Origin of the sequence: Flavobacterium sp. 3HN19-14 (assembly GCF_051373205.1) — a bacterium.
GTDB lineage: Bacteria > Bacteroidota > Bacteroidia > Flavobacteriales > Flavobacteriaceae > Flavobacterium.
On the sequence record NZ_JBPPZT010000001.1, the window covers coordinates 3,153,645 to 3,167,699 of the forward strand.

Sequence of the window (14,055 nt, forward strand, 5' to 3'; positions counted from 1 at the left end):
ATTAAAGAAGCCTGTAAAACTTCAATGTTTATAAGCCTTTTCAAGCCTTTTCATTACAAAAGAAACTGCATGCTAAACTTTGGCACGCAAATTGAAATTAGCTTAATAACTTTAAAATTTAAAGGCCGCGGAAGCCGAAAAGCGAAAGAGTAGGCAAACTTAATTTTTATTGATTATGAAAAAAATTACCTTTTTAGCCGCTGCTATCCTCTTTGGTTTCCAGGCAGCAAATGCGTCAGAGATAATCAATGTTTCTGGCGAATTCAGAACCGGCACAAGCATTTTTGATGCGCAGCCGATTTCGTTCAGAGAAAGAGGAATTGAGTTTTATGTCTTCGCTGACGGACAGTTTGATTTTAACACGGTGCCGTCTGCCGGAGAAGATTACCACCGCGGTCAGAGACATGGTGTGAACCAGACTTACGGCGCACCGGCGAATTCAAATGCCGGAATCCGTATCGAGCACGACAGTGAGGGTCGTGTGAGAAGAATTGGAAACGTTTTTATCAATTATGATGCTTACGACCGTATAAAAAGAATCGGTTCTGTGTACATGAGCTACAACCGATATGCGCTGTCACAAGTGGGCGGATTGAAGATTTTGTACAACAGAAGAGGTGAAATCACCGGTTATTCAGGAACTGTAAATGGCAGAAGTTATAACACTTATTACAACAACAGCGGTTATAATAATGATTATTACAATGATGACTATACATCACCTGCCCAAAACGACAGTGATTATTATTACTATAGAAAAGACGGCTCAAAAGCCAAAGCTGAAAAAAATACATCTTCTGCAAAAGAAGAATAACGATAGTTGGTTGGTTAATAATGGTTAGGTTTGTTTTGTTGTCCCGGCGGGTGGTTCCGCCGGGATTTTTTTATGCTTTTTTGAAATGCTTCAGCATTGAAAAAGTCTTGTCAATAAGATTATTGATGTCGGATGATATGACGAGCTTGTAGTTGATCCCGATGTAAATCAAACTGATTAAAAAGGATTTTAAGGTGATATTGATTATAGGGTGAAAAGGAAATTCCCAGAAATAAAAACCTAAAAATACCGCTGTAATGATTGCGAAAGATTTTAGTGTATTTACAGAAAACGGACTCATATTCAGCTTTTTCATCACAAACAATAATTTCACCGTGTTGTAGATAACCATTGTGATCAGCGTCGCCCAGGCTGCACCGATAATTCCGTAAGGCGGAATCAAAAGCTTCAGCAACCCAAGCATCACAATTACGGTCATAACGCCAAAAAACATCACGGTTTTATAATATTTGGTATTGAGGATTATGGCGTTATTATTCCCAACAATCACATCATAAAATCTCGAAAGCCCGATGATGAAAACGACCATCGTTCCTGATGCATAATTGCCCGGAATAATCTTGTACATCTCATCAATATTGAGGAAAATCCCAAGCATGATGAGGCCACCGATAACTTGCAGCGTAATCGCGCTTTTTTTATACAATTCAGACAGTTCCTCCATTTTACCTTCGCTCATCAGTTTTGCCGTAATCGGATAAATGATCTGCAGCATCGCACGGCTTGGCACCGCAATCACAGTCGCCATAAAAATCGCAACCGAATAAACCGCATTTTCGGTTATGGCCTTATACGCCGGAATGACCACTTTATCGAAATCGATCAGCAAATTGGCGATGCTCCCCGAAAGGATTATAAAAAGAGAATAACCCGCAAGTTCTTTTATATTGTGCGGGATTGCAAAACTCAGCTTCGGCATTTTCACATAAACTGCATATACATTCATCGCAAGGAATTGCAGCGCATAAGCACCGGAAAGACAATAAATGAAATCGTCTTTTCCGATATAATCAAAATGCAACGCGATAAGCAGCAACATTACGATGACACGTACAAGTACTTCGCTGATGAAATTGCCGAAAACTGATTTCATATGGACTTTCACCCAGGCATAAAAAATCTCAAAATAAGCCATACAGATTCCGACAACCGGAATCAGCCATAAAAACGAACCGACCGACGGATTTTGCGCAACAACTTCAGCAACAATCGAATCGTAAAAAAAATAAATCAACAACGTTAACGGTACAATCAGAATGATTGGCATAAGCAACATAAAACTCATGAATTTCTCGCGTTCTTCTTCAGATTTACAACGCGAAAAGAACCGGATCATCGTATTGTGCGCGCCGAAAGCCATAAAAGGCATCAGTATATTGGCGGCAGAAAGCAGGAATCCGACAATTCCGTAATACTCTTTTCCGAGAAAAGTCGTGTATAAAAACAGGGCATTAATCGCACCGATGCCAAACCCGAAATAGGTCACGACAGTATTTTTGGCCGATTGTTTGATGACGATTCCCATGCTGCGTTGTAGTTAATTTTGCGCGTTTAATAATGAAGCGAGTTGCTCCGTTAATTTCCTTCTTGAATATTGCTGCAAACCGACTGCATGGACTTTCAATTCATTGGTTTTATACAAATCATAATAAGACAAAATTGTCTCTTTTAACTTTGCTTTCTCATCGTATTTGATGAAAATTCCGGTGTTGGTCGTTGTAAGGATTGATTTAAAATCTGAGCCTTCAGGGCCAATTCCGATGATAGGCCTTTCCGAAACCATATACTCAAAAAGCTTTCCCGGAATGATGCTTTTGGTGTCTTCGGAATTGATTTCAATCAGCAATAAAATTTGCGATTTTCGCTGATGAACAACTGCCTCTGAATGAGAAACATAACCTAAATTATTTACAAATTTACTCAAATTATATTTTGCAATATTTTCGAGTATTTCAACACTTACTGCACCAATTAATTTGAGCTCAAAATCGGCAGCAAAATCGCTGTTTACATTTGTTAACTCCTGTAAAACTTCCCATAAAATCTGCGGATTTCTTTCTGATAAAAAAGAGCCGATGTGCGCCAGGGTAAATTTTTCATCCAGCGGCTGTTTTTCGATTTTTTCTACATCGTAACCATTCGTAATCACTTCGATTGGCTTTGTCGTTAAAGCAGAAAATTCAGTTTTCGTAGTGTCGCTTGTTACCAAAATGGTGTCTGCCGATTGCAAGACTTTTTTCTCAAGTATTTTATGTTTTTTTGCTGCGTAAGAAGATAACTTAAGCGATTTATGATAACCAATTGTCGTCCATGGATCACGGAAATCTGCAATCCATTTGAGATTGAATTTTGATTTTAATTCCAGACCAATCAGATGTAAACTATGTGGTGGTCGGAGGTGATAATCGTATCGATATTATTTTGGCTTATGTATTCTGACAGAAACTTTACAGAAGGTTTAACCCACAGCACCCTGGCATCAGGAATAAAAACATTACCTCTTACCCAAAGTAGCATTTTCTCTAAAATTGATTGCTTCTTTTTGTTCGGAATGATTCCGGAACTGATTTTTTTCGTTTTGTTTTTTGAAAATAATGAAGCAAATCCATAAGGCTCAACGATTTTATTTTTGAGGATGATCGCTTTAGCTGAAACCTCAGACATCAGGTCTTCATCAACAATCGGATACGTTGGATTTTCAGGAATATAAACTGTCGGCTGGATTCCGAAATCCGGCAAATATTTTACGAATTTCAGCCAACGCTGTACTCCCTGGACCACCGGCTGGCGGCCAGTAGTAAGTAATGATAAGGACCTTTTTCGTTTGGTTTTCGCTCAAAGTTTCAGGATTTTTGAATTCCGGCACAAAAGGCAAACTTTAAACATTCTGACTTTTCTTCTTGTTTTCGAAATAAACGCCGCCGCCAATCAGTAAAATCATTCCAATTGAGCTGATGAGTGCGATTGTTCCGCCGGTTTTTACGATGGAAGGCTCAAATTTGAATTCTACCGTGTGTTTCCCGGCAGGTAAAGTCATGCCACGAAGTACATAATCAACACGGAAATGGTTGCTTTCTTTTCCATCAACATACACATTCCAGCCATTTGGATAATAGACTTCTGAGAAAACGGCCAATCCCGGATTGTTGTTATTGCTGGTGTATTTGATATAATTCGGTTTGTAAACCTGGAGTTTGATTGTTGCAAGGCTATCGGTTGTGAAAGTTTGTGCAATGCCCGGTTTCACATCTGCGGTATTGATGACCGCTGCATTTTTCGTGTCCAGATAGTCCAATGCCTTCATTTCTTCATCAGCAGATTTAACAGTTTCGATTTTTTTCACAAACCACGCATTGCCATTAATGAACGAATTTGTAATCGAAACGCTCTGCCCTTCCCCAACCTGCAAAATCAGGTATTTGATGTTGAGCATGTCGAGCACATTGACGTTTTGCGTTAACTTCAGCGTCTGTGGATCGATTGATTTTCCTATGTCTGCCAATTTCCTGTCTACCTGATAATCAAAAAGCTGGTCATATCGTCTTGGCCTCACCGCACTGTAGCCACCGACAGATTTATGGAAGTACGAAGTGCGCGCCTGCAATCTTCCGGCAAATTCATAAACGCGGTAAACGCTGGTGTCTTTCATTATTTCGAGGTCGGCTTCGTTAGGCGTGAACGGCTCTGTCATTTCTCTTTTGCTTACAAAACCAATCGGATTCGTATCTGATTTTTCTTTTGCGTTGACATAATTTTTATCGATCAGCACCAAATCGCCAACCATCAATACGCCTACCAATGCGACGGCAAATGTCTGCGATAATTTGTTTTTCGTGTGCAGCCATAAAAGCAATGCTGCAATCAGAATTAAAAATCCGGAACGCAATAAATCGGCGGTATACATCGCTTTTCTGTCTTCAATCAAAGCTGTCAGGAAAGCCGGATCCATTTGTTTGGCAAGAGCGCCGTCGTTGATTCCTTCGAAAGTGAATAAGCCTTTGAAAAGGAATAAGGCAACGATTAACCCGAGGCAGGTGATGGCGGATTTTTTCAATGCATGCCATTGTTCATCTTTATCTGCTTTGAAAAAACCGGTTAATCCCATAATCGCCAATACCGGAAGGCACAATTCCAAAATCACCTGAATTGAAGAAACGGCGCGGAATTTATCATACAATGGCACATAATCGATGAAGAAATCAGTCAGCCACGATAAATTCTTCCCAAAAGAAAGCAGCAATGAGACAATCGCACCGGCCAAAAATGCCCATTTGATTTTTCTCTTATCATTGAATAAAGCAAGTACAGCAAGGAAAAATACAATCGCGCCAATATAAGCAGGCGCCGCAACACTCGGCTGATCACCCCAATAGGTCGGCAATCCGGCTTTGGCATATTCAATGGCCTGCTCTTCGGAAATGTATTGGTTTTCGGCTACCTGTTGTGTCTGGAGAAATTTTACGACTTTCGAATCTTTGTCTAACGGCTCGTTAGATCCGCCAAACAATCTGGGTGCAATCAGGTCTAAACTTTCTGCAATCCCGTAGCTGTATTGGGTGATGTAATCGTGCGACATCGACGAATTTTCGGTATTTTTAGAACCGTCGGCATTGAATGACAATTCGCTTTTGCCGCGCATACTGAAGTTCGTGTATTCTGAAGTAGCCATCAGATTGGCAGCATTCGCGCCCAAAGCCAGAATTCCTGTAACGGCAAAAACGCCTATGACTTTCGCGAGTCCTTTGAAATCTTTCTCTTTTATGAATGTCCAGATGAAATAAACCGACAATGCCAAAAGCAAAATCAGCATATAATAGGTCATCTGGAAGTGGTTCGCATTGATTTCAAGTGCAGTCGCGAGCATCATGACAATTCCACCCAGAACATACTTCTTCCTGAAAACCATTATAAATCCGGCGATGACCAGCGGCATGTAAGCGATGGCGTGTGCTTTTGCATTATGCCCGACGCCAAGAATTATAATCATATAAGTGGAAAATCCGAAAGCAAGTGCGCCGAAAAATGCCTTCAGCGGATCAGCTTTCAAAACCAATAATAACGCGTAAAATCCAAGGAAATATAAGAACAGATAATCTGCCGGACGTGGTAAGAAACGCAATAAATCATCTAAATGGCCAATCCAGTCGTTGGGATATTTGGCACCCAATTGGTAAGTCGGCATTCCGCCGAAAGCAGCATTCGTCCAGAACGGTTCTGTCTTTTCAGCAGCACGGAAATCGTTCTGCTCTTTTGCCATTCCGGCATACTGTGCAATATCCGATTGAAATAACTGCTTGCCCTGAAGTACCGGGTAAAAATAAATGATGGCGATTAGAACAAAGCCAATAATGGCCAAAAAATGGGGATAGAACCTGTTGAGAATCTTCATTTCCGGTGTAAGTTTAAAATTCAGCGTTCAGGTTAAGAAACAAAAATGATAAACTGTAAACTGAACTATGCAAACTTACTCAATTTCTTCATAATCCACGTATTCGCCGACTTTTTTGGTTTCACGTGGTTTTGAAGATTTTGCGGTATCGACGATGATTTCGTCCTGGGCATATTGCGTTTGCTGCTGAAATCCACCGTATTGCTGGTGAAAACTCTGCTCTGCCTTTTGCACGACTTTTTTTACAACAACCGGCAAAAGCAGGCGCGCGAGGAATTTAAAAACGTAAATGAAAACGATGATATAAAATATGGCTTTTAAAAGCCCTTCAAAATTCGCCTCCTGCATGATAAATAAAATTTGTCAAAATTAACAAATCCGCCGTTCAAAAATAAATTATCGGTCTTAAATAAATAATAAATTAATTGGGTTCAGGGTTTTGGGTGTAAGGTTCAGGGTTGATACTGATTGCGGAAAAAAATCTTCAAAAAACGAGAATTCTAAACTTTCTTTCTTTTTCCTTGCAGTTAACTTTAAAATCTCCAATATTAAACTTTAAACAAATTTATAGTACATTTGGGATGCTGTGAAACTATCAAAAAAACGAACAATATGTCCTTAATAAAATATTCAATTTTCGCATTTGCAATGCTTGCAGGAACTGCAGCTTCTGCGCAATATACCGATGAAATCAATTCTAACCGCCCGGGCGAATCGCAATCGGCTTTCTCGGTTGGGAAAAGCGTTTTGCAACTTGAAACCGGCGTTTACGGCATTACTGAAAAACACAACCTTTTAGGCACGAAATCTAACGGAATCGGCGCTGAATTCGATTTGAGATGGGGACTTTTCTACGAACAGCTTGAGCTCAGCCTTAATTCGCAGTACCAGACAGATTCCTACACCAGAGCTTTGGGTTCTGAAAGAAGAAACGGTTTCAGACAAATGACGCTTGGCGGGAAATATTTGATTTATGACCCATTTAAAAATTATGTTGAAAAGAAAAATGTCTACAGTTGGAAGGCTGCTCATAAATTCAGCTGGAGGCAATTTCTTCCGGCGGTTGGCGTTTATGCTGGTGTTAACCTGAATTTCAGCAATCCTTATACGTTTGATTCCGATCCGAATATTAGTCCGAAATTGATGTTGATCACGCAAAACCAATTCAATGGCGGTTATGTTGTCGTAACCAATATCATCGCGGATAAGGTTACATCAGACTTCCCGAGTTACGGAGTGATTTTGACCGTCACCAAAGGCATCAACGAAAAATGGTCGGCATTTGTCGAAGCACAAGGCTATAAAAGCGATTATTATGCGGATACCGTACTTCGCGGCGGCGCGGCTTATTTGCTTCGCGAAAACTTCCAGATTGATGGTTCGCTGTCGTTCAATATGAAAGACACGCCATCAATATTTTATGGCGGCGTCGGTATTTCGTGGCGATTTGATAAGAATTACAAGCCGATTTTAATTCGCAGTGGTAAAGATGACAAGGACAAGGACAAAGACAAAAAAGACAAGAAGAAAAAGAAAAAACGCAAAGACGAGGTAGAAGCACCAACCGGGCCAACAACAAAATAATGATCACGATTAAAGAAGTCAGCAGCAAAAAGGAACTTTCCGAATTCGTGAAATTTCCTTTTGCTTTATATAAAAACGAACCAAATTGGGTGCCGCCCATCATCAGCGAAGAACTCGAAGGGTTTGACAAAACCAAAAATCCGGCATTTGAAACCGCCGAAGCCCGTTTTTTCCTCGCTTACAAAGACGAAAAACCTGCCGGTCGGATTGCAGTCATCATCAATTGGGACGAAGTCAACAAACAGCAGAAAAAGAAAGTGCGTTTTGGCTGGTGGGATGTTATCGACGACATCGAAGTGACGAAAGCACTGCTCGAAAAAGTCTATGAAATCGGCCGCGCCAATCACTTGGAATATGTCGAAGGCCCGATGGGATTTTCAAATCTGGATAAAGTGGGTGTCGTTACCGAAGGTTATGAAGACATCGGTTCGATGATTACGTGGTATAATTTTCCGTATTACAAAACGCACCTGCAGCAATTGGGCTATTTGATGGAAAAGGAATATATCGAAAGTAAATTCCCGTTTGAAAACGTAAAGCCTGAGTTTTTCCTGAAAGTGAACGACCTGATTAAAAAGCGTTACGGACTCAAACCGATCAACTTTACAAAAACGGCAGACATCATGCCGCATGTTGACAAGATGTTTGATTTGTTCAATGACACTTATGCGAGATTATCTTCATTTGTTGCCATAAACGAAACCCAGAAAGCTTATTTTAAGAAGAAATACATCAGTTTCATCAATCCGGAATACATCAAGTTTGTAGAAGATAAAGATGGTAAATTGGTTGCCTTTAGTATCGTAATGCCTGATTTTGCCGAAGCATTGCAGAAAAGCAAGGGCAAATTATTCCCTTTTGGGTTTCTGCATTTACTGAAAGCCAAAAAACAAAGTGATACTGCTTTATTTTATCTGATAGGCGTTGCGAAGAATACCAGAACAAAGGTGTCACCGCGATTATTTTCAATGAATATTACGAAACCTTTAAGGCGAAAGGGATAAAAAATTGCATCCGGACGCCTGAACTGGCAGATAATTTAGCGGTCCAGCAATTGTGGAAGCACTTTGATCCGGTTATTTATCGGAGAAGGGCGACGTTTCGTAAGGATTTATAGAGCAAAGACCACTGCGCTGAAAGAGTCAAGACCGCTTCGCTGCAAGATAATCCTAGAGTCTTATATCTTGCAGCGAAGCGGTCTTCTTCTTCTTCTTATTTACAATCAGACTTCGAAAGAACGGTTTTTCCATCAAAAAACAATTTCCTGCGGTCTTTAAAAACCGTTTTTCCGTCTTTTTCTTCTACGTCACCGTAACCTTCGATATAGTCATTTCCTTTTTTCAGAAAGGCGACTTCACGAACGGATGATTTTCCTTCAGACATAAAAGTATAATCTGCGAAGAGCGTATCACCGTTGATTTGTCCGGTGAAAGTGCCTTCGTTTTTATCTTTTTCGTAGAATTTATAGCTGAGTTTTCCGTCGATTACTTCAGTGCCTTTTACAGACAGATGCATTTCGATGCTGTCGTTTTTCAGGACGCCTAAGTAACATTCGTGTGAGGTCGGAATTTCCATCGACATTTCTTTGTCAGGCGTCGGTGCCGGAATCGTTTCTTCCTTTTTGCAGGCGATAATTGCAGTGAGTGCGAAAACGCCGGTGATTACTTTTTTCATAGTTTGTATTTTTTCGATTACTATAAATATACAAACTTTAAGGTATAATTTAAAACCATTAAGGAATTTAGATCCATTAAGCTTTACGCAACTTATTTCTTAAAGATTCAAAATAAAAATCATCAATAAGCGCTGGTTAAAGATTTATAATACATCACTAAAAAAAAATTAACAATTTTTACGGCTATCCCGTATCCGACAAAGTTTATTTTTTCGTAGGGATGCACTGGCCCTTCCCTGAAGGCAAAATACAATTTTTACCGATACGTTGTATTACGGGAATCCCGTAAAAATTCTTAAAATTTTCTGCAAATCAGATTTTAAAATTATTCTGACAAAATGCTGAAATAAAAAACCGCTTCATTTCTGAAACGGTTCGATTATATTGATTTTAAATTTGATTATCTCTCATCACTCACGTCAACAGTCCTTTCAGCGGCATATTTCGCATAAGTACCGTTGGTTAGTTTTTCCCTTACCGCTTCAAAAGCATCTAAAGTTTCGTTGATATCTGTCAGCGTATGACTCGCAGTCGGGATCATCCTCAGTAGAATAATTCCTTTCGGAATCACCGGATATACTACAATCGACAAGAAAATATGGTAGTTTTCACGCAAGTCATTCACAAGCATCATCGCTTCAGGAATGCTGCCTTCTAGATAAACAGGCGTCACGCAGGTATTCGTATCACCAATGTTGAATCCGCGGCCTTTTAAACCGTTTTGCAATGCATTGACGTTTTCCCACAATTTGTCTTTCAATTCCGGCATCGTGCGCAGCATTTCAAGACGTTTCAATGAACCGATCGTCTGGATCATCGGTAATGCCTTTGCGAACATTTGCGAACGCAGATTATATTTGAGGTAATCGATAACGTCTCTGTCGGCCGCTACAAATGCGCCGATATTCGCCATTGATTTTGCAAAAGTCGAAAAGTAAACGTCTATTTCATCCTGAACACCTTGCTCTTCGCCTGCTCCGGCACCTGTTTTTCCGAGTGTTCCGAAACCGTGCGCGTCATCAACTAAAAGACGGAAGTTGTATTTTTTCTTGAATTCTACGATTTCTTTCAGTTTGCCTTGTTGTCCGCGCATTCCGAAAACACCTTCGGTGATGAATAAAATCCCGCCGCCTGTTTCTTCTGCCATTTTGGTGGCGCGCTGCAGGTTTTTCTCCATACTTTCAAGGTCATTGTGCTTGTAGGTGAAACGTTTCCCCATGTGAAGGCGCACACCGTCGATAATGCAGGCATGCGAATCTACGTCGTAAACTATAATATCATTTTTGGTCACTAAAGCATCGATGATGGAAACCATTCCCTGGTACCGAAATTGAGCAGGTAAGCCGCTTCTTTCATTACAAATGACGCAAGCTCGTTCTCCAATTGCACGTGATAATCGGTTTGTCCGCTCATCATCCTTGCGCCCATCGGATATGCCGCACCATATTGTGCCGCTGCTTCTGCATCTATTTTTCTCACTTCAGGATGGTTTGCCAGGCCGAGGTAATCGTTGATGCTCCAGTTCAGGATTTCCTTTCCGTGGAATGTCATTCTTGGTTAGTAAATCGCCTTCAAGCTTAGGAAAAACATAATAGCCTTCTGCCTGCGATGCCCATTTGCCCAAATGGCCTTTATTGTTCTGGATTCTTTCGAATAAATCTTTTGCCATAATTTGTGTCGTAATAACAGATTTTGCCCTGTCGTTTCGGGTGCAAAAATAAATATTTAAAAATAATTATTTGGTTGCAAAGCAGATTTATTTTCGGGAGTACGTTCCGGCTTTCAGTTGTATCGTTTGATCGCGAATTTTCGGGGGTTGAATTGATTTCTGATTTAAATCACAACTAAAAGCAAATGTAATTTTTACAACTTATTTTAAATTACAATTCGGCTGAGTTGAGAAGTAATTTGCTATTTTTGGCCACAGTTAAAAAACCTTAATCTATAACCATGAAAAAACTTTATTTTCTACTTCTTACCCTCATTGCTGCTTCCGCTTCGGCTCAATACACCTTTACGGCTTACAATCCTGTCAATTCGGCTATTTTAGGCAATAATATCAACGATATTAAAACAGATGCCAATGGTTTATTGTGGATTGCGACTTATTTTGGCGTATCGACTTTTAACGGGACTACATTTACGAATTACACAACCGAAAATTCAGCTATCGCATCCAATACCATCAAAAAAATTGAGATTGACGGTTTGGGCAGAAAATGGATGGCGACAACGCAAAACGGCATCATTTTACTTAACGGATCCACCTGGAGCAGTTATACGGTGTCTAATTCGTCACTTCCGAGCAATGTTATTAATGATATTGCGGTTGATAGCGCGAACAATCTTTGGATTGCCACACCTTCCGAACTTACCAAATTTAACGGTACAACCTGGACAACTTACACAGCCGTAACAGAAATAAATACCGTAGCAACTGATGGAACTGGAATTTGGGTTACCAATAACTTCTTCGGCGTATTATACAAATTTAATGGCGCCGATTATGATGTGATCACTCAGGGTGTATCAAAAATCTTAAAAATTGCAAATAGCGTTATTTACTGCAGCACCGGTGATGCTTTAGCTACATTGACAACAGGCGGTACTTACCTGAACACGCAATACCAAGGCAATTCCTGTCTTTCGGGTTATCAGTTCAACGGATTAGATGTCGATAGCAATAACAAAGTCTGGATAGCATTCAACGGAACAGGTTTACAAAACTTTACCGATTGTACTTCCTATACATTTGCTAATTCTGATTTGCCTGAAGATTTTATCACAGTTGTAAGACCCAGGCATCCGGTATTATCTGGGTTGGAACGGTTGAAAGCGGATTGGTTAAAATGACACCACAGGCAGCTTCAGGCGGTTGTTTTCAGAAAATAAGCTCCGGGCAGCAATTTAGCGTTGCTATCAAATCGGATGGGACACTTTGGTCTTGGGGCGCAAATGCTTTCGGGCAGTTGGGTTATCCTACAACTGACAATATAAATGTTCCTAAACAAATCGGCACTGCAAACAACTGGAAAAGTGTTTCTTGCGGCGTTGCACACACGCTTGCCATTAAAACTGACGGAACATTATGGGCATGGGGAAATAACTTTTATGGCTATTTGGGTGACGGCACAACGGTTGCGAAAAATACGCCTGTACAAATCGGAACCGCAACTGACTGGGCAAGTGTATGTGCCGGAAGTACGCATAGTTTTGCGATTAAAACTAACGGAACCCTTTGGGGATGGGGCTATAACCTATATGGCCAATTAGGCGATGGAACTGCCACTAACAGAAACGTTCCCACGCAAATCGGCACAGCCACCAACTGGCAAAGTATGGGTGCCGGAAATTCACACAGCTTTGGCATCAAAACTACCGGAACGCTATTCGCCTGGGGCGTAATGACAAAGGTCAGTTAGGTGACGGAACTACTACAAACAGAAATGCACCAACCCAAATTGGCACTGCTACGAACTGGCAAAATGTTGATGGCGGATTTAGTTTCTCCGCAGCAATCAAAACAAACGGCACGTTGTGAACTGGGTGAAATACCTACGGCCAATTGGGTCAAAATGACTTAGTGAACAGAAGCGTACCTACACAAGTCGGGGCAGAAACTTCGTGGGAATTCGTATCTGCCGGTGGCGCACACATTGTGGCTTCAAGAAACTATGACGCTATATTTACTTGGGGGCATAACGATTTCGGACAGATTAGGAAACGGTAACACTTCTGCCAATATCCTTACGCCGGAATTTCTTATTGACGGAATTGAATGGAATGTGGTAAACGCCGGTTTTGATTTTTCTTCTGCTTTGTCGAATACCGGGAAATCCATACCTGGGGAATGGAAGTTTAGGCCAATTAGGAAGCGGCAACAATAATAATAACAGCGATGCTTATAATTCAATTGCCTGCCCTTCGAGTCTTGGTGTTGATGACTTTGCAGCTGCCGGCGAAGTAATTGCTTATCCAAACCCGTTGAAAAACATCTTAAACCTTTCCTGTAATGGTAAAATAACGACTGTTGCTATTTATAATTTATTAGGACAGGAAGTCATTGCGAAATTTCTAAATTCGGATGAAGGAACAATTGATGTTTCTAATTTGCCTTCCGGAACTTATTTCGTGAAAGTGGCTGCTGAAAATTTGGTGAAAACTATAAAGGTCATTAAAGAGTAAAACTGGTTTTAAAATAATATATTGCATAAAATCCCAAACGCTTTATGAGTTTGGGATTTTTTCGTTTCCATTGGTTTCTATTTGTAAACGCTGTATCTTTAAATTCCGAAAATCAAACTTCACATGTCTGAAAACTCAAAAATAATCACGGTAGATAATCGCTCAGGAAAAGACCTTTCCATTGCCGGGAATGCCTACCAAATCATCATTTCAGGTGCAGAAACCGACGGGAAATTTGCCGTCATCGATATGCTCGTACCTCCGGGCGGCGGGCATGTTCCGCATGCGCATCGCGGATTTTCAGGAATCATTTTTTGTCGTAGAAGGAGAAGTTGAATTCAAATCAGAGACAGGAAATTACACTGCAAAAAAAGGTGCTTTTGTAAG

Annotated in this window: 11 protein-coding genes and 4 pseudogenes; 9 read left to right on the forward strand and 6 right to left on the reverse strand. The window is 40.5% G+C overall.

Annotation, left to right across the window (positions count from 1 at the left end; all coding sequences use genetic code 11):
* The first annotated feature begins 175 nt into the window (after window positions 1-175).
* Window positions 176-814, forward strand: a complete 639-nt coding sequence (locus tag ACSLFW_RS17020) for a hypothetical protein (protein ID WP_436556746.1) — start codon at window positions 176-178, stop codon at window positions 812-814.
* 70 nt (window positions 815-884) lie between these two features.
* Here ACSLFW_RS17020 and ACSLFW_RS17025 read toward each other — a convergent pair whose 3' ends face one another.
* The 4 genes and pseudogenes from ACSLFW_RS17025 to ACSLFW_RS17040 all read right to left on the reverse strand — a co-directional run bounded on the left by ACSLFW_RS17025 (window position 885) and on the right by ACSLFW_RS17040 (window position 6,572).
* On the reverse strand, window positions 885-2,360 hold the full coding sequence (locus ACSLFW_RS17025) for a lipopolysaccharide biosynthesis protein (protein WP_436556747.1): 1,476 nt from the start codon (window positions 2,358-2,360) through the stop codon (window positions 885-887).
* Window positions 2,361-2,372: 12 nt separating this feature from the next.
* Window positions 2,373-3,674, reverse strand: a pseudogene (locus tag ACSLFW_RS17030) (glycosyltransferase family 4 protein).
* Window positions 3,675-3,713: 39 nt separating this feature from the next.
* Complete coding sequence (locus ACSLFW_RS17035) at window positions 3,714-6,224, reverse strand: YfhO family protein (RefSeq protein ID WP_436556748.1); 2,511 nt, start codon at window positions 6,222-6,224, stop codon at window positions 3,714-3,716.
* A 75-nt stretch (window positions 6,225-6,299) separates the two neighbouring features.
* Window positions 6,300-6,572, reverse strand: a complete 273-nt coding sequence (locus ACSLFW_RS17040; RefSeq protein ID WP_436556749.1) for a DUF4834 family protein — start codon at window positions 6,570-6,572, stop codon at window positions 6,300-6,302.
* 264 nt (window positions 6,573-6,836) lie between these two features.
* Here ACSLFW_RS17040 and ACSLFW_RS17045 point away from each other — a divergent pair, with 264 nt between their 5' ends.
* Together ACSLFW_RS17045 and ACSLFW_RS17050 are read left to right on the forward strand one after the other, a co-directional pair.
* Entirely contained in the window at window positions 6,837-7,808 is a 972-nt protein-coding gene (locus ACSLFW_RS17045; protein WP_436556750.1) for a transporter, read from the forward strand.
* Window positions 7,808-8,925: pseudogene (locus ACSLFW_RS17050) on the forward strand (GTP cyclohydrolase). Before ACSLFW_RS17045 ends, ACSLFW_RS17050 begins: the two are co-directional and overlap by 1 nt.
* A gap of 95 nt (window positions 8,926-9,020) precedes the next feature.
* On the opposite strand, the gene ACSLFW_RS17055 reads toward ACSLFW_RS17050, so the two are convergent.
* Both ACSLFW_RS17055 and ACSLFW_RS17060 read right to left on the reverse strand, forming a co-directional pair.
* Window positions 9,021-9,482, reverse strand: a complete 462-nt coding sequence (locus ACSLFW_RS17055; protein ID WP_436556751.1) for a hypothetical protein — start codon at window positions 9,480-9,482, stop codon at window positions 9,021-9,023.
* Window positions 9,483-9,883: 401 nt separating this feature from the next.
* Window positions 9,884-11,152: pseudogene (locus ACSLFW_RS17060) on the reverse strand (aminotransferase class I/II-fold pyridoxal phosphate-dependent enzyme).
* 281 nt (window positions 11,153-11,433) lie between these two features.
* On the opposite strand from ACSLFW_RS17060, the gene ACSLFW_RS17065 reads away from it, so the two are divergent.
* From ACSLFW_RS17065 to ACSLFW_RS17090, 6 genes and pseudogenes are all read left to right on the forward strand, one after another.
* The gene (locus ACSLFW_RS17065; RefSeq protein WP_436556752.1) at window positions 11,434-12,336 is read left to right on the forward strand and encodes a two-component regulator propeller domain-containing protein; all 903 of its coding nucleotides are present in this window, start codon (window positions 11,434-11,436) and stop codon (window positions 12,334-12,336) included.
* A complete protein-coding gene (locus tag ACSLFW_RS17070) occupies window positions 12,333-12,905 on the forward strand; it encodes an RCC1 domain-containing protein (RefSeq protein ID WP_436556753.1) in 573 nt (190 codons plus the stop codon). The genes ACSLFW_RS17065 and ACSLFW_RS17070 overlap by 4 nt, the downstream gene beginning before the upstream one ends.
* Entirely contained in the window at window positions 12,878-13,024 is a 147-nt protein-coding gene (locus ACSLFW_RS17075; RefSeq protein WP_436557483.1) for a hypothetical protein, read from the forward strand. The genes ACSLFW_RS17070 and ACSLFW_RS17075 overlap by 28 nt, the downstream gene beginning before the upstream one ends.
* 21 nt (window positions 13,025-13,045) lie before the next feature.
* A pseudogene (locus ACSLFW_RS17080) lies at window positions 13,046-13,213 on the forward strand (hypothetical protein); the annotation flags it as partial.
* A 71-nt stretch (window positions 13,214-13,284) separates the two neighbouring features.
* A complete protein-coding gene (locus ACSLFW_RS17085; RefSeq protein ID WP_436556754.1) occupies window positions 13,285-13,668 on the forward strand; it encodes a T9SS type A sorting domain-containing protein in 384 nt (127 codons plus the stop codon).
* A gap of 123 nt (window positions 13,669-13,791) precedes the next feature.
* On the forward strand, window positions 13,792-14,004 hold the full coding sequence (locus ACSLFW_RS17090; protein WP_436556755.1) for a hypothetical protein: 213 nt from the start codon (window positions 13,792-13,794) through the stop codon (window positions 14,002-14,004).
* Window positions 14,005-14,055 lie beyond the last annotated feature (51 nt).